Here is a 17832-nt window from a genome sequence, read left to right as displayed (position 1 = left end):
CCCCTTCACGGAGAATTCGGGCGGCGACGTAGCGCGGATCCGAACGCAGCACGTTCCCGGCAGTTCATGTGACGAAGCTTCAGACGGCGCGTAAGGCGCGCCGGGGGAAAGGATCCTCTTCCGTGACTGATGTCGAACTCCACGCCGGGGGCGTGGACACCAGCGACCTGACCGCGCTCAAGGTGGCAGAGCTGCAAGCTCTCGCCGCCGGGCTCGGGCTCCAGGGCGCAACCCGGCTCCGCAAGGGCGAGCTGGTCGAGGCGATCGCCGCCGCGCGCGCGGCCTCCGCTCCGGCCGACGCCCTCGAGCTTCCCGAGACCGAGGAGGTCGTGGCCGAGCCGGCCGCCGCCTCCCAGGTGCTCACCGAGCCGCTCATCGCTGAGCCGCTCGTCGCAGAGACCGCCGGCGCGCAGCGCGTCGAGCCGACTGTCGGCGACCCCGTGCTTCCGCAGGCGGACGCCGGCGAGCAGACCAGCGGCTCGCGCCGCCGCGGCTCGCGCCGCGTGAGCAGCCCGGATGGCACCGGAATCGCTGCGGGCACCGGCGTCGCCGCCGGATCGCACGTCAACTCCGGCGCGACGGGCGTCGAGTCGCTCATCCCCGATGTGGATGCGCTGCTCGACTCCGCTCTCGCCTCCCGCGAGCAGGCGCGCGGCCAGGACGAGCAGGCCAACGGCCAGAACCAGGGCGGCGGACGCCGCCGCCGCGGTCGCGGCCAGGGTGGCCAGAACGGCGACCAGGGCGCCGACCAGAACCGCGATGGCCAGCAGCGCGACGGCCAGAACCGCGACGGCCAGCAGCCGCAGGCCGAGCAGGACCAGCTGGGCGACGCCCAGCAGGTCGACGGCCAGCAGGGCGAGCAGGGCGACAGCGCCGGTGAGCAGCAGGGCCAGGGCCGCAACCGCCGCAACCGCAACCGCAACAAGAACAGCGGCCAGCAGAACGAGCAGGGCCAGGCGCAGGGCCAGAACCAGCCGAAGGACCTGCAGCAGGGCGGCCAGCAGGGCGACGGCCAGCAGAACCGCGGCCAGAACGCCCAGCAGCAGGCCGAGGGCGAGCGTGCGGGCCGCTACCGCGACCGTAATCGCAAGCGCCGCGGCGGCGCCCCGGGCGACGAGTTCGAGCCGGAGCTGGCCGACGACGATGTGCTCATCCCCGTCGCCGGAATCCTCGACGTGCTCGACAACTACGCGTTCGTCCGGACGACCGGGTACCTCCCGGGCGCCAGCGACGTGTACGTCTCGCTCGGTCAGGTCAAGAAGTACAACCTCCGCAAGGGCGACGCCGTCGTCGGCGCGATCCGCCAGCCGCGCGAGGGCGAGAACAACAGCCGCCAGAAGTACAACGCGCTGGTGAAGGTCGACTCGATCAACGGGCAGACCCCGGACGAGGCCGCCACCCGCGTCGAGTTCGGCAAGCTGACTCCGCTCTACCCGCAGGAGCGCCTGCGCCTGGAGACCGAGCCCAGCAAGGTCACCCAGCGGATCATCGACCTGGTCGCCCCGATCGGCAAGGGCCAGCGCGGTCTCATCGTCGCGCCGCCGAAGGCCGGCAAGACCATCGTGATGCAGCAGATCGCCAACGCGATCACCGCCAACAACCCTGAGGTCCACCTCATGGTCGTCCTGGTGGACGAGCGTCCGGAAGAGGTCACCGACATGCAGCGCACGGTGAAGGGCGAGGTCATCGCCTCCACCTTCGACCGTCCGGCGGAGGACCACACCACGGTCGCCGAGCTGGCGATCGAGCGCGCGAAGCGTCTCGTCGAGCTGGGCCACGACGTCGTCGTGCTGCTCGACTCGATCACCCGCCTCGGCCGCGCGTACAACCTGACGGCTCCGGCCTCCGGCCGCATCCTCTCCGGTGGTGTCGACGCCTCGGCGCTGTACCCGCCGAAGCGGTTCTTCGGCGCAGCGCGCAACATCGAGCACGGCGGCTCGCTCACCATCCTCGCCTCGGCCCTGGTCGAGACGGGCTCCAAGATGGACGAGGTCATCTTCGAGGAGTTCAAGGGAACGGGCAACATGGAGCTCCGCCTGTCGCGCCAGCTGGCCGACAAGCGCATCTTCCCGGCCGTGGACGTGAACGCCTCCGGCACCCGCCGCGAAGAGATGCTCATGGGCCAGGACGAGGTCAAGATCACCTGGAAGCTGCGCCGCGCCCTCGCCGGGCTCGACCAGCAGCAGGCGCTCGAGATCGTGCTCGGTCGCCTCAAGGAGACCTCGAGCAACGTCGAGTTCCTGATGCAGGTGCAGAAGTCGATGCCCGCGCCGGCCAACGGCCACGGCAACGCGCACTCGCACGGCCACGAGAACGACCACCGCTAGCTGCGATCAGCGCCCGCCCGCCGTGCCACCGTGCATGGAGGGCGGGCGCTTCGTCGTTCCCCGGCCGCATCCCTCGAGAAAGAAGACCCCATGTTCGAATCGGTGAACAGCCTCATCGCCGAGCACGACGACCTCCAGCGTCAGCTCTCCGACCCGGAGCTCCACAGCGACCCGGTCCGCTCCAAGCGCGTCAACCGCCGCTACGCCGAGCTGAGCCGCATCGTCGCCGCGTACAACGAGTGGAAGCAGCTCACCGACGACCTGGAGGCCGCCCGAGAGCTGGCGACCGAGGACGCGGCGTTCGCCGAGGAGGTCCCCGGGCTCGAACAGAGCGTGGCGGAGTCCGAGGAGAAGCTGCGCCGCCTCCTCATCCCGCGCGACCCCAACGACAGCCGCGATGTGATCATGGAGATCAAGATGGGCGAGGGCGGCGCCGAGTCGGCCCTCTTCGCCGGCGACCTGCTGCGCATGTACCTGCACTACGCGGACTCGAAGCGGTGGAAGGCCGAGATCATCGAGCAGACCTCCAGCGACCTCGGCGGCATCAAAGACGTCCAGGTCGCCTTCAAGGGCAGCTCGAGCGATCCAGCGGAGGGGGTCTGGGCGCACCTGAAGTACGAGGGCGGCGTGCACCGCGTGCAGCGCGTGCCGGCGACCGAGTCGCAGGGCCGCATCCACACGTCCGCCGCCGGCGTGCTCGTCTTCCCGGAGGTGGACGAGCCGGAGGAGGTCGAGATCAACCCGAACGACCTCAAGATCGACGTGTTCCGGTCGTCCGGTCCGGGCGGCCAGTCGGTCAACACGACCGACTCGGCGGTGCGGATCACGCACGTCCCGACCGGGATCGTCGTCTCGATGCAGAATGAGAAGAGCCAGCTGCAGAACCGCGAGGCCGCGATGCGCGTGCTGCGCGCCCGGCTGCTCGCCCGGCAGCAGGAGGAGGCGGACGCGGAGGCGGCCGTGTTCCGCAAGGGCCAGATCCGCACGATGGACCGCTCCGAGCGCATCCGCACGTACAACTTCCCGGAGAACCGGATCGCGGACCACCGCACCGGCTACAAGGCCTACAACCTCGACGCCGTGATGAACGGAGCCCTCGACCCGGTCATCGAGTCGAACATCCAGCTCGACGAAGAAACCCGCCTCGCCGACCTGGCCCAGGACTGACCGCCCCCCGCCCCCACCCCCACCCCCACCGTCGAGTCCACAAACTTTGCACGCCATCGGCACGTTCAGCGTGCAAAGATCGCGTACTCGACGGCGTCGGCGCTAGCGGAGGGCGGTCGTGGCGCGGTCGCGCGTCGTGAGGTCGCGGTGCGTGGCGGCCGCGCGCCAGCCGTCGGCGGTGAGGAGGTCGCGGATCGCCGCGCCCTGCAGCTCGCCGTGCTCCAGCACGAGCGTGCCGCCGGGGTGGAGCAGGCGCCGGGCCACCCGGGAGATCGTGCGCACCACATCCAGCCCGTCTGGTCCGCCGTAGAGCGCGGCGTGCGGGTCGTGGAGACGGACCTCGGGGTCGCGCGGGATGGCATCGTCCGGCACATACGGCGGGTTCGAGATGACGACGTCCACCGTCCCGTCGAGCTGTGGAAGCGCGTCGGCGAGGTCGATGAAGACCGGCGTCAGGTTCGTCGCGCCCACCTCGTCGATGTTCCTGCGCGCCCAGATGAACGCCTCGGGCGAGTTCTCGACGGCGTAGACGCGTGCGTGCGGCACCTCCGTGGCGAGAGCCAGGGCGATGGCGCCGCTGCCGGTGCCCAGGTCGACGGCGACGGGCTCGGGCGAGGCGACCGCGCGAAGCGCGTCGATCGCGAACTGCGCCACCTGCTCCGTCTCCGGACGGGGCACGAAGACGCCCGGCCCGACGGTGAGCTCGAGCGACCGGAACGGGGCGCGCCCCGTGATGTGCTGCAGGGGCTCGCGGGCGGCTCGGCGCTCCACGAGCGACCGCAGGACGCCGGCATCCTCGGCGGAGAGCTTCTCGTCCATCACCACGAGCGCCTGCACCCGACCGCGGCCCACGCCGAGCACGTGGCCGATCAGGAGCTCGGCGTCCACCTCCGGGTCGGGGACGCCCGCCCGCGCCAGCACGGCGACGGCGTCCTCGCGCACGGAGCGGACGGAGGCAGCGCCGGGGGATGCGCCGGAAGCGGGGGTGGTGGGGGTCATCGCCAGAAGAGCCTAGCGGCTGACGCACGCCGTCTAGAGTGGAGACGCGATCACGCATCCCCCTGTCGTCATCCACCGTACGAGAGCACGAGGAAGAGACCATGTCAGGTCACATCTACGAGAATGTCACCCAGGCGGTCGGACGCACGCCGCTCGTCCGCCTCAACCGGCTGACCGAGGGCGTCGACGCGACGGTGCTGGCGAAGCTGGAGTTCTACAACCCGGCCGGCAGCGTCAAAGACCGCATCGGCGTCGCGATCGTCGACGCCGCCGAGAAGGCCGGCGCTCTCGCCCCGGGCGGCACCATCGTCGAGGCCACCAGCGGCAACACCGGCATCGCGCTCGCCATGGTCGGCGCGGCGCGCGGCTACAAGGTCATCCTCGCCATGCCGGAGACCGCGAGCAAGGAGCGCCGCGTGCTCCTGCGCGCGTTCGGCGCCGAGGTCGTGCTGACCCCTGGCCCCGACGGGATGCGCGGAGCGGTCGAGACCGCCCAGGAGATCGTCGCCACGACCGACAACGCCATCTGGGCGCGGCAGTTCGCCAACGAGGCCAACCCGGCCATCCACCGCGCCACGACGGCGGAGGAGATCTGGGAGGACACCGACGGCGGCGTCGACATCTTCGTCGCGGGCGTCGGGACCGGCGGCACCATCACGGGCGTCGGCCAGGTGCTGAAGGAGCGCAAGCCCGGTGTGACGGTGGTGGCCGTCGAGCCGCTCGACTCGCCCATCCTGAACGGCGGAAAGCCCGGTCCGCACAAGATCCAGGGGATCGGCGCGAACTTCGTGCCGGAGATCCTCGACACCACGGTCTACGACGAGGTGGTCGACGTCTCTTTCGACGACGCCATCGACGTGGCCAAGCGCCTCGCCGGCGAGGAGGGCATCCTCGCCGGCATCTCGTCCGGGGCCATCGTCTGGGCGGCGCTGCAGCTCGCCAAGCGGCCCGAGAACGCCGGCAAGACCATCGTCGCGATCGTCTGCGACACCGGGGAGCGGTACATCTCGACGCCGCTCTGGGCCGACCTGCTGGACTGAGCGGGGTGCCGATCTTCCGAGCGCGCGAGGACATCCGCAACGCGCGCAGGCACGACCCGGCGGCCCGCACCGCCTTCGAAGTCGCCACCGCGTACTCCGGGCTGCACGCCATCTGGTCGTACCGGGTGGCGCACCGCATGTGGCGGTCGGGGCTGCGAACGCCCGCCCGCCTGCTGTCGCAGTTCACCCGCTTCCTGACCGGCATCGAGATCCACCCGGGCGCGCGCATCGGCCGCCGCTTCTTCATCGATCACGGGATGGGCGTGGTGATCGGCGAGACCACATGGGTCGGCGACGACGTCATGCTCTACCACGGCGTCACGCTGGGCGGCCGGGGGAGCGGGCACGGCAAGCGGCACCCCACCGTCGAGGACGGCGTGATCGTCGGAGCGGGAGCCAAGGTGCTCGGCGCGATCACCATCGGAGCGCATTCGGTCATCGGCGCGAACGCGGTCGTGACGCGGGATGCTCCGGCCGACTCCCTGCTCGTCGGCGTGCCCGCGCATCCTCGCCCGCGCTCCGGTCACGAGCAGATCGCCGGCGACGACTGGATCGACCCCGCCATCTACATCTGACCCGCCCCACCCGCCCCACCGTCGAGTCCGCGATTCTTGCACGCTCCGACGGCGTGTCGTGTGCAAAGTTTGCGGACTCGACGGTGGGGGACCGGGGAGAAGGGGGGTCAGCGGGCGGCGAAGGCGTGGAGGGCGTCGAGCATGCCCTCGGTGTCGAAGGTGCCGTCGTCGCGCTTCACGAAGTGGAAGGCGTGCATCCCGCAGGCGCGGGCACCCTCGACGTTGGCGATCGAGTCGTCGAAGAGGATGGCGTCCTCCGGCCGCACGCCGAATCGCCCGAGCGCCCTGGTGTAGATCCGGCGCTCTGGTTTCCGCGCGCCGAGCACGGCGGACACCAGGTCGTTGTCCTGCAGCACGTCGACGATCTCGGGCGTCAGAACCGGGAGCGAGTCCTTGAACGGGATGGGGTTGTTCGACAGCAACGACACCGTCCCCAGCGCCGCGGCCTCGTGCAGCGCCGCGATCGCCCCGGGGATGGGCGTCATCGCCGCCTTGCGCGCCTCCTGCCACTGCGCGAGCGTCAGCCGGGCTCCGGTGACCTCGGCGAACGCCTCCAGGTACTCCTCGCTTGTGGAGTACTCGCCGATCTCGGCGGCCCGCTCGTGGCCGCCCGCCCACCAGCTCGACGCGAGCCGGTACTGGCTCACACCGCCCAGCTCCGCGAGCTTGGGCAGCCGCTTGTGGAAGTCGTAGTCGTAGAGCGTCTTGTCGCAGTCGAAGAAGTAGACGTCCATCCCCTCCAGTATCGTCCTCCCAGTCTGTGTGTCCGCGCCCCGGCTATCATTGAGCCGTCATGGCTCCCATCTACGACTGCTCCGTCGACTCCGAGCTGCTCACCGGTATGCGCCTCGCACGGGCTGCGATCGGGCGCGGCGAACTCGTCGTCATCCCCACCGACACGGTGTACGGGGTGGCCGCCGACGCCTTCAGCCCCGCCGCCGTCCAGCGGCTGCTCGATGCGAAGGGACGCGGGCGGCAGTCGCCGCCTCCCGTGCTGGTCCCCGGCATCCCGACGCTCGCCGCCCTCGCCGAGCGGGTGCCGGACGAGGTGGATGCGCTGGTCCAGGCGTTCTGGCCGGGCGGCCTCACGATCGTCCTGCCCGCGTCGCCATCCCTCGTCTGGGACCTCGGCGAGACGAAGGGCACGGTCGCCCTCCGCATGCCGAAGGACACGATCGCGCTCGAGCTGCTGTCCGAGACCGGCCCGCTCGCCGTGTCGTCCGCGAATCTGACCGGCCGCCCGGCCGCGCGCACCGCCGCCGAGGCCGAAGCCATGCTGGGCGACGCGATCTCCGTCTACCTCGACGGGGGAGAGGCCGGCTCCGCCTACGAGCGCGTCGAGGGCAAGGACTCCTCGTCGACGATCGTGGACGCGACGGCCCTGGCTGCCGGCGTCGGGGGTCTGCGCATCCTGCGTCACGGCGTCATCTCGGCCGAGCAGCTGCGCGAGGTCGTCGGCGACGTGCTGGACGAGCCGGCGGCCGCTGCGGACGCCGCCCCGTGACCCTCCTCCTCGCCCTCGCTCTGATCTCGGCCGTCATCACGTTCGGGATGTCGTTCGTCGTCTACAAACTGGCGATGCGGTACCGCCTGTACCCGAAGATCCGGGCACGCGACGTGCACACCCGGCCGACGCCCCGCCTCGGCGGTGTGGCGATGTTCCTCGGCATCCTGGTGGCGTTCGGCGTCTCGTGGCTGCTGTCGAGCCAGTTCGGCGTCCTGACGCTGATCTTCTCCGATCAGGGCCCGATCCTCGCGATCCTGGGCGCATCCCTGCTCATCGTCGTGCTCGGCGTCGTCGACGACATCTGGGACCTCGACTGGATGACGAAGCTGGCCGGGCAATTCGTGGCCGCGGGCCTCGTCGCCTGGCTCGGCGTGCAGATCTACTCGCTGCCGATCGGCGGCCTCACGGTGGGCTCGCCGGTGATGTCGATCATCATCACCCTCTTCGCCATCGTGCTGGTGATGAACGCGATCAACTTCATCGACGGCCTGGACGGCCTGGTCGCGGGGGTCGCGCTCATCGCGAACGGCACGTTCCTCGTCTACACGTACCTCCTGCAGCGCGAGATCAGCCCGCAGAACTACTTCAGCCTGGCCGGCGTCATCGCCGCCATCCTGGTGGGAGCGTGCGCCGGGTTCCTGCCGCTCAACTGGCATCCGGCGAAGATGTTCATGGGGGATGCGGGCGCCCTGCTGATCGGCCTGCTGATGGCGACGTCGGCGATTTCGGTGACGGGGACCATCAACCCGCAGGACCTGCAGACGCTCGGCCGCTCGTCGCTCGTCCCGGCGTTCATCCCGATCATCCTGCCGTTCGCGGTGCTCATCATCCCGCTGCTCGACTTCGGGCTCGCCGTCATCCGGCGCCTGCGGGCCGGCAAGTCTCCGTTCAGCGCCGACCGCAAGCACCTGCACCATCGCCTGCTCGACATGGGTCACACCCACCTGCACGCTGTCCTCATCTTCTACGCGTGGACGGCCGTGCTGTCGATCGGCTGCCTGCTGTTCTTCTTCGACCCGTATTGGATGGCGATCGTCTTCGTCGCGATCGGGCTCGTCGTCTGCACGGCCTTCACGCTCGCTCCGTTGAGCCGCAGGAAGGCGAACGAGGCGGTCGCCGAGCTCGCCCCCGCCGGCAGCCGCGAAGCCGCGGAGACGGCCCGCTTCGACCAGCTCGATGCGGCGAGCGAAGGCGCCTCCGCATCCCCGACCCCCCTGACCGAGGAGACCCGATGACCGACCAGCAGGACGGGGCCACCGCCCCGCGGCCGGCCCAGCCGCCCGCCCAGCCGACCTCGACGCCCGTGTTGCGGGACGTGCTCAAGTACGGCCTGATCCTGGCCGCGGTGATCGCGGTCGCCGGGATGCTGCTCGGCGGTCTCTTCGCGGGCTGGGTCGGCGTCACCAGCGCCCTGATCGGAACGGCCATGGCGGCCGTGTTCCTCTCGATCACCGCGCTGAGCATCCTGATCGCCAACCGCTTCATCGGCACCGATCTCTTCGTCGGGCTGTTCTTCGGCATCGTCCTCGGCGGCTGGATCCTCAAGTTCGTGCTGTTCCTCGTGCTCGCGATCCTGCTGCGCGACCAGCCCTGGATCAACCCGGTCGTGCTGTTCCTCAGCCTCATCGCCGGCGTGATCGGATCGCTCGTCGTTGACATGATCGTGGTCTTCCGCTCCCGCGTGCCCTACGTCAGCGACGTGACGCTGCCGGGGGAGAAGCGCTGACCCGTATCCAATTCGTTATGGGCTGAAAACTCTTGTAGAGTTATCAGCGATCCCCACCCCGTTCGCGCCCGAGAAACCCTGAGGTCGCGAGAAGTGCAGGGTGTCCCACCGTTCGTCGTCGCGAGAGCTCCCAGCTCGACGCCCCGAAACAGGAGATAGCGCTGTTAGCTAACGCTGTGAACCTGCTGGTCCAGGCCGCAAGCTCCGATGATGGAAGCTTCCAGGGTCCCTCGATCAACGAGTTCTTCCCCCCGACCCTGTTCACGATCGGTGACCTCGAGTTCAACCGCATCTTCGTCGTCCGCGTCCTCGCGACGCTCGCGCTGATCCTCATCTTCTGGCTCGGCACGCGCCGGATGCGCCTGATCCCCGGCCGCTTCCAGTCGGTCGTCGAGATGGGTCTCGACTTCGTGCGCGTCAACATCGCGGAAGACCTGCTCGGCAAGAAGGACGGCCGCCGGTTCCTCCCGCTGCTGACCACCATCTTCTTCATGGTGCTGTTCTTCAACATCACCGGAATCATCCCGTTCCTCAACATCGCGGGCACCTCGGTCATCGCCGTCCCGCTGCTCCTTGCGATCGTCGCGTACATCGCCTTCATCTACGCGGGCGTCAAGAAGAGCCCGAAGAACTTCTTCAAGAACGCGCTCTTCCCGCCCGGCGTCCCGTGGTTCCTCTACATCATCGTGACGCCGATCGAGTTCGTCTCGACCTTCATCCTGCGTCCGATCACGCTGACGCTGCGACTCCTCATGAACATGGTCGTCGGGCACCTCCTGCTCGTCCTGTTCTTCCTCGCGACGGAGTTCTTCTTCTTCACCGCGGGCGGCTGGTGGTCGCTGTTCGGCGTCGGCACCTTCGCCTTCGGCTTCGCTTTCACCGTCTTCGAGATCCTGGTCGCAGTCCTGCAGGCCTACGTCTTCGCACTGCTCACCGCTGTCTACATCCAGCTGGCAGTCGCCGAGGAACACTAAGAACGATCCGCGCACCCGCACGGATCGCCATCACGGAAGGAAACACAACGTGGACATCGCTGCAATCAACGGCAACATCGCCACCGTCGGTTACGGCCTCGCCGCCATCGGCCCGGCCATCGGCGTGGGCATCGTCGTCGGCAAGACCATCGAGGGCGTCGCCCGTCAGCCCGAGCTGGCCGGCCGTCTCCAGGTCCTGATGTACATCGGTATCGCGTTCACCGAGGCGCTCGCGTTCATCGGTATCGCTACCTACTTCATCTTCCAGTAATCCTCTTTTCCCTCAGTAAGGAGGAACCATGCTCAAGAGTGTGGTGATCGCAGCCTCAGAGGGGTCGCACAACCCGCTGATCCCGGAGTGGCCGGACATCATCGGCGCGCTTCTCTGCTTCCTGATCATCCTGTTCTTCTTCTGGAAGCTCGTGCTTCCGCGCATGAAGAAGCTGCTGGATGAGCGCGCAGAGGCGATCGAGGGCAACATCGAGAAGGCCGACGAGGCGCAGCGCAAGGCCGAGGCCCTGCTGGAGGAGTACACCGCCCAGCTCGCCGAGGCGCGTGCGGAGGCGGGCAAGATCCGCGAGACCGCCCGCGTCGACGGCCAGAAGATCGTCGCGGAGGCCCGCGAGGCCGCCGCGACGGAGGCCGCGCGTGTGACCGCCCAGGCGCAGGCGCAGCTCGAGGCGGAGCGTCAGACGGCGCTCGTCCAGCTGCGCAGCGAGGTCGGTTCGCTGGCGATCGACCTGGCGTCGACCGTCGTGCGCGAGGCCCTCGACGAGGACAAGCGTGCACAGGCGATCGTTGACCGCTTCCTGGCGGACCTCGAGGCCGACGAGAAGGCTCAGGCCGACCAGAAGGCAGGATCGGGCAACTGATGGGAAGCGCCACCAGAGAAGCGTTGGCCCGATCCGTCTCGGCTCTCGCCGACCTCGGGTCCACGGCCGATCTGGCGACGGCCGAGGACCTGTTCAGTGCAGGGCGAGTCGTCGCGGACTCGGCCCAGCTCCGAGCCGTCCTCGGCGACCCCACGGTCTCGGCCGAGGGCAAGACGGCGCTCGTGAAGCGCGTCTTCCGCTCGCTCTCGGCTCCGGCCGTCGGACTGCTCACCGTCATCGCCGCCCAGCGCTGGTCGTCTCACGACGACCTGCTTGGTGCGATCGAGGAGCTCGGGATCCGTGCCATTGCAGGCTCTGCACCGCGGAACGTCGACATCGTCGCCGAGCTGCTGACCTTCGGAGGCGCCGTGACCTCCGACGCGCGCCTCGAGCTCGCGCTGCGCAGCAAGCTCGCATCGCCCGACTCCAAGGTCGCACTCGTCGAGCGGCTGCTCGACGGGAAGGCGTCGAAGGAGACCATCGCCATCGTGCGCCAGCTCGTCGCGCAGCCTCGCGGCCGCAGCGTCCGCGAGTCGCTCCGGGCGGCCGCGCGCATGGTGGCCGCGCAGTCGGGCCAGACGATCGCGACGGTCTACGCCGCGTCCCCGCTCCCCGCGGCCCAGGCCGAGCGCCTGCGCACGGTTCTCAGCGCCTCCTACGGCGACCTCAGGATCAACCAGGTCGTCGACCCCTCGATCATCGGCGGATTGCGCGTGCAGATCGGTGACGACGTCATCGATGGAAGCATCGCGTCGCGTCTGGCCGAACTCCGGCTTCAGCTGGCGGGCTGACCGCCTCAAGATAGGAATCACAATGGCAGACACACAGATCAGCCCCGACGACATCCGCGACGCGCTCAAGGACTTCGTCACCACATACGAGCCGGCGTCCGCACAGGCCACCGAGATCGGCCACGTGATCGACGCCTCCGACGGCATCGCGCACGTCGAGGGCCTCCCGAGCGTGATGGCCAACGAGCTCATCCGCTTCGCCGACGGCACCCTGGGCCTCGCCCAGAACCTCGACGAGAACGAGGTCGGCGTGGTCGTGCTCGGCGAGTTCGACCACATCGTCGAGGGCATGGAGGTGACCCGCACCGGCGAGGTCCTCTCCGTCCCGGTCGGCGACGGCTACCTCGGCCGCGTGGTCGACCCGCTCGGCAACCCGATCGACGGCCTCGGCGAGATCGCCAGCGAGGGCCGCCGCGAGCTCGAGCTCCAGGCGCCCGGCGTCATGCAGCGCAAGTCGGTGCACGAGCCGCTGCAGACCGGCATCAAGGCCATCGACGCGATGATCCCGGTCGGCCGCGGTCAGCGCCAGCTGATCATCGGCGACCGCCAGACCGGCAAGACGGCCATCGCGATCGACACGATCATCAACCAGAAGGCCAACTGGGAGTCCGGCGACGTCAACAAGCAGGTCCGCTGCATCTACGTCGCCATCGGCCAGAAGGGCTCGACCATCGCCTCGGTGAAGGGCGCGCTCGAGGACGCCGGCGCGATGGAGTACACCACCATCGTCGCGGCCCCCGCCTCCGACCCGGCCGGCTTCAAGTACCTCGCCCCCTACACCGGCTCGGCCATCGGCCAGCACTGGATGTACGGCGGCAAGCACGTCCTCATCGTCTTCGACGACCTGTCCAAGCAGGCCGAGGCGTACCGCGCCGTGTCGCTCCTCCTCCGTCGTCCGCCGGGACGCGAGGCCTACCCGGGTGACGTCTTCTACCTGCACTCCCGCCTGCTGGAGCGCTGCGCGAAGCTCTCCGACGAGCTGGGCGCCGGCTCGATGACCGGTCTGCCGATCATCGAGACGAAGGCGAACGACGTCTCCGCGTACATCCCGACCAACGTGATCTCGATCACCGACGGCCAGATCTTCCTGCAGTCCGACCTCTTCAACGCCAACCAGCGCCCGGCGGTCGATGTCGGCATCTCGGTCTCGCGAGTCGGCGGCGACGCGCAGGTGAAGTCCATCAAGAAGGTCTCCGGCACGCTCAAGCTCGAGCTGGCGCAGTACCGCTCGCTCGAGGCGTTCGCGATGTTCGCGTCCGACCTCGACGCGGCGAGCCGCCGTCAGCTGGCGCGCGGCGCCCGCCTCACCGAGCTGCTCAAGCAGCCGCAGTACTCGCCGTTCCCGGTGGAGGAGCAGGTCGTCTCGATCTGGGCCGGCACCAACGGCAAGCTGGACGAGGTCGCCGTCGAGGACGTCCTGCGCTTCGAGGCCGAGCTGCTCGACCACCTGCGCCGGAACACCGACATCCTCGACACGCTGCGCGACACCAACGTCCTCGACGACGACACGGTCGCGAAGCTCGACTCCGAGGTGGACAAGTTCAAGCTCGAGTTCCAGACCGGCGAGGGCAAGCCGCTCGCCTCGGTCGGACGCGAGGAGTTCCAGGCCATCGACGAGGACGAGGTCGACCAGGAGCGCATCGTCAAGGCCCGGCGCTGAGCGCTGAGTCCACGAGAGACTAGATACTAGGAGAGACATGGGAGCACAGCTTCGGGTCTACCGGCAGAAGATCAGATCTGCCCAGACGACCAAGAAGATCACCCGTGCGATGGAGCTGATCTCCGCCTCCCGCATCCAGAAGGCGCAGGCGCGGGTCGCCGCGAGCTCGCCGTACGCCCGCGCCATCACGCGCGCGGTGTCGGCGGTGGCGACGTACTCGAACGTCGACCACGTCCTGACCACCGAGCCGGAGAAGATCGAGCGCGCCGCGATCGTCATCTTCTCCTCCGATCGCGGCCTCGCCGGCGCGTTCAACTCGAACGTGCTCAAGGAGTCCGAGAAGCTCGCGGAGCTGCTGCGCAGCCAGGGCAAGGAGGTCGTGTACTTCCTCGTCGGCCGCAAGGCGCAGGGCTACTTCAGCTTCCGCCGCCGTGCGTTCGAGCGGGTGTGGACAGGCAACACGGATGCCCCGGAGTTCGAGCAGGCCAAGGAGATCGCCGACGCGATCCTGGAGTCCTTCCTGCGCGATGCGTCCGACGGCGGTGTGGACGAGATCCACATCATCTACAACCGCTTCATCAGCATGCTGACCCAGGAGCCGCAGGTCGTCCGCCTGCTTCCCCTGGAGGTCGTCGAGGGCGTGGAGGAGCCGGACCGCACGCAGGTCCTTCCCCTCTACGAGTTCGAGCCGGATGTGGGGACGGTGCTCGACTCGCTGCTCCCCGTCTACATCGAGAGCCGCATCTTCAACGCGATGCTGCAGTCGGCCGCCTCCAAGCACGCCGCGACGCAGAAGGCCATGAAGGCTGCGAGCGACAACGCCGACAAGCTCATCACCGACTACACGCGTCTGGCCAACAACGCCCGTCAGGCGGAGATCACCCAGCAGATCTCCGAGATCGTCGGCGGCGCGGATGCGCTGAGCTCGTCCCACTGATCGTCCAACGAGAGAGATAACAATCATGACTACCGCTACCGCCGAAGCCCAGGCTTCGACCGCGCAGCCGGCCGGTGTGGGACGAATTGCCCGCGTGACCGGTCCGGTCGTCGACATCGAGTTCCCGCACGATGCGATCCCGGGCATCTACAACGCCCTGAAGACCACGATCACGATCGGCGAGCAGTCGACCGAGATCACGCTCGAGGTCGCTCAGCACCTCGGCGACGACCTGGTGCGCGCGATCGCGCTGAAGCCGACCGACGGCCTGGTCCGCGGCGGCGAGGTGCGCGACACCGGTGCCCCGATCAGCGTGCCCGTGGGCGACGTCACCAAGGGCAAGGTGTTCAACGTCACCGGTGACATCCTGAACCTTGAGCCGGGCGAGAAGGTCGAGATCACCGAGCGCTGGCCCATCCACCGCAACCCGCCGGCGTTCGACCAGCTCGAGTCCAAGACCCAGCTGTTCGAGACCGGCATCAAGGTCATCGACCTGCTCACCCCGTACGTGCAGGGTGGAAAGATCGGCCTGTTCGGCGGCGCCGGTGTCGGCAAGACCGTCCTCATCCAGGAGATGATCCAGCGTGTGGCGCAGGATCACGGTGGTGTGTCGGTGTTCGCCGGTGTCGGCGAGCGCACCCGTGAGGGCAACGACCTCATCCACGAGATGGAGGAGGCGGGCGTCTTCGACAAGACCGCGCTCGTCTTCGGCCAGATGGACGAGCCGCCGGGGACGCGTCTGCGCGTCGCCCTGTCCGCCCTGACGATGGCGGAGTACTTCCGCGACGTGCAGAACCAGGACGTGCTGCTCTTCATCGACAACATCTTCCGGTTCACGCAGGCCGGTTCCGAGGTGTCCACCCTGCTCGGCCGCATGCCGTCCGCGGTGGGCTACCAGCCGAACCTCGCCGACGAGATGGGTCAGCTCCAGGAGCGCATCACCTCGACCCGCGGCCACTCGATCACCTCGCTGCAGGCGATCTACGTTCCGGCCGACGACTACACCGACCCGGCGCCTGCGACCACGTTCGCCCACCTCGACGCCACGACCGAGCTCTCCCGTGAGATCGCGTCGAAGGGTCTGTACCCGGCGGTCGACCCGCTGACCTCGACCTCGCGCATCCTCGACCCCCGGTACCTGGGTGAGGACCACTACCGCGTGGCCACGACGGTAAAGCAGATCCTCCAGAAGAACAAGGAGCTGCAGGAGATCATCGCGATCCTCGGTGTCGACGAGCTGTCGGAGGAGGACAAGATCACGGTGTCGCGTGCGCGCCGGATCCAGCAGTTCCTCTCGCAGAACACCTACATGGCGAAGAAGTTCACCGGTGTCGAGGGTTCCACGGTTCCGCTGAAGGACACCATCGAGTCGTTCGACGCGATCGCCAAGGGCGAGTTCGACCACGTGGCCGAGCAGGCCTTCTTCAACGTCGGACCGATCTCCGACGTCGAAGAGAAGTGGGCGCAGATCCAGAAGGAGAACGGCTAACAATGGCTGTCCTCAACGTCAGCGTCGTCGCCGCCGACCACGAAGTGTGGTCGGGTGAGGCGAGCATGGTCGTGGCGCGCACTGTGGAAGGGCAGATCGGTATCCTGCCCGGCCACGAGCCGCTGCTGGCCATCCTCGCGCAGGGCGAGGTGCGTGTGACCCTGAACGGGGGCGAGTCGATCACGGCGAACGCCGATGACGGCTTCCTCTCCGTCGAGAACAACACGGTCACCATCGTGGCCCGTCAGGCTGAGCTGGTCTGACATGTCCGGGCAGCAGGGAGCCCCGCTGGAGCGCCAGTTCGGAGACGTCCGCGTCCCGATGCTGGTGGCGATGGCGGGGCTTCCCGGTTCCGGGAAGTCCACCATCGCGGAGATCCTGGCCGGGCGCATGGGCGCGACGGTGATCTCGGTGGACCCGATCGAGGCGTCGATCATCCGTGCGGGGATCGATTCCGACCAGCCGACCGGGCTCGCGGCCTATCTGGTGGCCGAGACGATGGCCGAGCAGGTGCTGCTCTCCGGCCACTCGGTCGTCGTCGACGCCGTGAACGCCGTGGAGCCGGCGCGCCTGCAGTGGCGCGACCTGGCGGAGCGGTGCGACGTGAAGCTCCGTGTGATCGAGACGGTGTGCTCCGACCCCGACCTCCACGAGGAGCGCCTCGGCAAGCGCAGCGGGCTCGTCGCCGCGTACGCCGTCGAGCAGAGCACCGACGAGTACGACGAGTGGCGCGGTGCCTGCGGCACCCTGCCTCGCGTGACGCTCGACACGGCAGCGCCGCTCGGCGAGAACGTGAACACGGCCCTCGCCTTCGTGGAGGGCTAGCGTGCTCATCCTGCTCCCGCCCTCCGAGACCAAGAGGGACGGGGGAGCGGGGTCTCCGCTCGCCGTGGAGCGCCTGCGCTTCCCCTCGCTGAACGCGGTCCGCCGCGAGGTCGTGGATGCGGTCGTCGAGCTGGCGGCGGATCACGATGCTGCCATCCGCGCGCTCAAGCTCGGGCCGAAGCAGGCCGGCGAGGTGGAGCGCAACCGCGGCATCCCGACGGCCCCGACCATGCGGGCGCTCGAGCGGTACACCGGTGTGCTGTACGACGCCCTGGATGCGGGCTCGCTCTCTTCGGCGGACTGGGAGGTGGCCGCCGAGTCGGTCGCTGTGCAGTCGGCGCTGCTCGGTCTGGTGGGCGCGGGCGACCCGGTGCCCGCGTACCGGCTGTCGTTCGATTCGCGACTCTCGGTGCACCGCGGCGCGGCGTCGCTCAAGAAGCGCTGGGCGCAGGCCGGCGCTGCGGCGCTGGCCGCGAGGGACGACCTGCTGCTCGATCTCCGCTCCGAAGGGTATGCGGCGCTGGCGCCGTTGCCGAAGCGCGACGGCGCACACTACGTGCGCGTCCTGGCCCGCGACGAGTCGGGCCATGTCCGCGCGTTGAATCACTTCAACAAGCAGGCGAAGGGCCTGCTCACCAGGGCGCTCATCGAGGCGGGGGCGGGCTTCCCGACCACCGCGGCACTGCTGGACTGGGCGGAGGCCGAGGGGTACGAGCTCCGGCCGGCGGCGGGAGCATCTCGCGACTTGGAGCTCGTCGTGCCGGAGGTGCGCGGCGCGCCCGGCAACCTCATGGCGACGCTGCGGGTCTGAAGCGACGCTGCGGGTCTGAGGCGCTGCTGCGGGTGTGGCGCGCCGCTCCCGGGCAACTCCCAGTGGTGCAGGAGTGAAAAGTGAGATAAGCTCACCACAAGAGAGAGGATCACTGATCCGAGGCGTGTGCGC

At 68.9% G+C, this 17832-nt stretch carries 19 protein-coding genes; 17 read left to right on the top strand and 2 right to left on the bottom strand.

The features are described from left to right. Positions 1-122 precede the first annotated feature (122 nt). Entirely contained in the window at positions 123-2327 is a 2205-nt protein-coding gene (gene rho / locus BLW09_RS11500) for a transcription termination factor Rho (RefSeq protein ID WP_089912606.1), read from the top strand. A 90-nt stretch (positions 2328-2417) separates the two neighbouring features. Beyond that, positions 2418-3494 (top strand): peptide chain release factor 1, encoded by a 1077-nt coding sequence (gene prfA, locus BLW09_RS11495; RefSeq protein ID WP_089912604.1) that lies wholly within the window; start codon positions 2418-2420, stop codon positions 3492-3494. Between the two features lie 102 nt (positions 3495-3596). Here prfA and prmC read toward each other — a convergent pair whose 3' ends face one another. Next, a complete protein-coding gene (gene prmC / locus BLW09_RS11490; protein WP_089912602.1) occupies positions 3597-4493 on the bottom strand; it encodes a peptide chain release factor N(5)-glutamine methyltransferase in 897 nt (298 codons plus the stop codon). Positions 4494-4594: 101 nt separating this feature from the next. On the opposite strand from prmC, the gene cysK reads away from it, so the two are divergent. Both cysK and epsC read left to right on the top strand, forming a co-directional pair. Continuing rightward, positions 4595-5533: a cysteine synthase A gene (cysK, locus tag BLW09_RS11485; RefSeq protein ID WP_089912600.1), complete on the top strand. Its 939-nt coding sequence runs from the start codon at positions 4595-4597 to the stop codon at positions 5531-5533. A 5-nt stretch (positions 5534-5538) separates the two neighbouring features. Continuing rightward, entirely contained in the window at positions 5539-6108 is a 570-nt protein-coding gene (epsC, locus tag BLW09_RS11480; RefSeq protein WP_089912597.1) for a serine O-acetyltransferase EpsC, read from the top strand. Between the two features lie 107 nt (positions 6109-6215). On the opposite strand, the gene BLW09_RS11475 is transcribed toward epsC, so the two are convergent. Next, positions 6216-6842 carry an HAD-IA family hydrolase gene (locus tag BLW09_RS11475; RefSeq protein WP_089912595.1) on the bottom strand — a complete coding sequence of 209 codons (627 nt, stop codon included), beginning with the start codon at positions 6840-6842 and terminating at the stop codon, positions 6216-6218. Positions 6843-6901: 59 nt separating this feature from the next. Here BLW09_RS11475 and BLW09_RS11470 point away from each other — a divergent pair, with 59 nt between their 5' ends. The 13 genes from BLW09_RS11470 (at position 6902) to BLW09_RS11410 (ending at position 17700) form a co-directional block, all read left to right on the top strand. Further along, on the top strand, positions 6902-7612 hold the full coding sequence (locus BLW09_RS11470) for an L-threonylcarbamoyladenylate synthase (RefSeq protein ID WP_089912592.1): 711 nt from the start codon (positions 6902-6904) through the stop codon (positions 7610-7612). Then, the gene (locus BLW09_RS11465) at positions 7609-8850 is read left to right on the top strand and encodes an MraY family glycosyltransferase (RefSeq protein WP_089912589.1); all 1242 of its coding nucleotides are present in this window, start codon (positions 7609-7611) and stop codon (positions 8848-8850) included. Before BLW09_RS11470 ends, BLW09_RS11465 begins: the two co-directional genes overlap by 4 nt. After that, positions 8847-9341, top strand: a complete 495-nt coding sequence (locus BLW09_RS11460) for a hypothetical protein (RefSeq protein WP_089912586.1) — start codon at positions 8847-8849, stop codon at positions 9339-9341. The genes BLW09_RS11465 and BLW09_RS11460 overlap by 4 nt, the downstream gene beginning before the upstream one ends. A 176-nt stretch (positions 9342-9517) precedes the next feature. After that, positions 9518-10315, top strand: coding sequence for a F0F1 ATP synthase subunit A (gene atpB / locus BLW09_RS11455; RefSeq protein ID WP_089912583.1), 798 nt, complete (start codon positions 9518-9520; stop codon positions 10313-10315). A gap of 49 nt (positions 10316-10364) precedes the next feature. Continuing rightward, positions 10365-10586 carry an ATP synthase F0 subunit C gene (atpE, locus tag BLW09_RS11450; protein ID WP_018190348.1) on the top strand — a complete coding sequence of 74 codons (222 nt, stop codon included), beginning with the start codon at positions 10365-10367 and terminating at the stop codon, positions 10584-10586. A 28-nt stretch (positions 10587-10614) separates the two neighbouring features. Next, entirely contained in the window at positions 10615-11187 is a 573-nt protein-coding gene (locus BLW09_RS11445) for a F0F1 ATP synthase subunit B (RefSeq protein ID WP_089912580.1), read from the top strand. Continuing rightward, entirely contained in the window at positions 11187-11978 is a 792-nt protein-coding gene (locus BLW09_RS11440; protein WP_089912577.1) for a F0F1 ATP synthase subunit delta, read from the top strand. Before BLW09_RS11445 ends, BLW09_RS11440 begins: the two co-directional genes overlap by 1 nt. Before the next feature lie 22 nt (positions 11979-12000). Further along, positions 12001-13638 carry a F0F1 ATP synthase subunit alpha gene (atpA, locus tag BLW09_RS11435; RefSeq protein WP_089912572.1) on the top strand — a complete coding sequence of 546 codons (1638 nt, stop codon included), beginning with the start codon at positions 12001-12003 and terminating at the stop codon, positions 13636-13638. Between the two features lie 37 nt (positions 13639-13675). Further along, on the top strand, positions 13676-14575 hold the full coding sequence (locus BLW09_RS11430) for a F0F1 ATP synthase subunit gamma (RefSeq protein WP_018190352.1): 900 nt from the start codon (positions 13676-13678) through the stop codon (positions 14573-14575). A 25-nt stretch (positions 14576-14600) separates the two neighbouring features. Next, positions 14601-16064, top strand: coding sequence for a F0F1 ATP synthase subunit beta (gene atpD / locus BLW09_RS11425; protein WP_089912569.1), 1464 nt, complete (start codon positions 14601-14603; stop codon positions 16062-16064). A 2-nt stretch (positions 16065-16066) separates the two neighbouring features. After that, the gene (locus BLW09_RS11420) at positions 16067-16327 is read left to right on the top strand and encodes a F0F1 ATP synthase subunit epsilon (RefSeq protein WP_018190354.1); all 261 of its coding nucleotides are present in this window, start codon (positions 16067-16069) and stop codon (positions 16325-16327) included. A 1-nt stretch (position 16328) separates the two neighbouring features. Continuing rightward, a complete protein-coding gene (locus BLW09_RS11415; protein WP_089912567.1) occupies positions 16329-16889 on the top strand; it encodes an AAA family ATPase in 561 nt (186 codons plus the stop codon). A 1-nt stretch (position 16890) separates the two neighbouring features. Continuing rightward, complete coding sequence (locus BLW09_RS11410; RefSeq protein ID WP_089912565.1) at positions 16891-17700, top strand: YaaA family protein; 810 nt, start codon at positions 16891-16893, stop codon at positions 17698-17700. Positions 17701-17832: the final 132 nt, after the last annotated feature.

It is taken from the genome of Leifsonia sp. 21MFCrub1.1 (assembly GCF_900107895.1).
Lineage (GTDB): Bacteria > Actinomycetota > Actinomycetes > Actinomycetales > Microbacteriaceae > Leifsonia > Leifsonia soli.
This window is presented reverse-complemented; position numbering and strand designations above follow the sequence as displayed.

Bases quoted from the DNA above. Each gene is read 5' to 3' on its own strand.
- prfA (WP_089912604.1), top strand. From the start codon at position 2,418: ATGTTCGAATCGGTGAACAGCCTCATCGCCGAGCACGACGACCTCCAG.
- prmC (WP_089912602.1), bottom strand. From the start codon at position 4,493: ATGACCCCCACCACCCCCGCTTCCGGCGCATCCCCCGGCGCTGCCTCC.
- cysK (WP_089912600.1), top strand. From the start codon at position 4,595: ATGTCAGGTCACATCTACGAGAATGTCACCCAGGCGGTCGGACGCACG.
- BLW09_RS11475 (WP_089912595.1), bottom strand. From the start codon at position 6,842: ATGGACGTCTACTTCTTCGACTGCGACAAGACGCTCTACGACTACGAC.
- BLW09_RS11470 (WP_089912592.1), top strand. From the start codon at position 6,902: ATGGCTCCCATCTACGACTGCTCCGTCGACTCCGAGCTGCTCACCGGT.
- BLW09_RS11460 (WP_089912586.1), top strand. From the start codon at position 8,847: ATGACCGACCAGCAGGACGGGGCCACCGCCCCGCGGCCGGCCCAGCCG.
- BLW09_RS11445 (WP_089912580.1), top strand. From the start codon at position 10,615: ATGCTCAAGAGTGTGGTGATCGCAGCCTCAGAGGGGTCGCACAACCCG.
- BLW09_RS11440 (WP_089912577.1), top strand. From the start codon at position 11,187: ATGGGAAGCGCCACCAGAGAAGCGTTGGCCCGATCCGTCTCGGCTCTC.
- atpA (WP_089912572.1), top strand. From the start codon at position 12,001: ATGGCAGACACACAGATCAGCCCCGACGACATCCGCGACGCGCTCAAG.
- BLW09_RS11430 (WP_018190352.1), top strand. From the start codon at position 13,676: ATGGGAGCACAGCTTCGGGTCTACCGGCAGAAGATCAGATCTGCCCAG.
- atpD (WP_089912569.1), top strand. From the start codon at position 14,601: ATGACTACCGCTACCGCCGAAGCCCAGGCTTCGACCGCGCAGCCGGCC.
- BLW09_RS11420 (WP_018190354.1), top strand. From the start codon at position 16,067: ATGGCTGTCCTCAACGTCAGCGTCGTCGCCGCCGACCACGAAGTGTGG.
- BLW09_RS11415 (WP_089912567.1), top strand. From the start codon at position 16,329: ATGTCCGGGCAGCAGGGAGCCCCGCTGGAGCGCCAGTTCGGAGACGTC.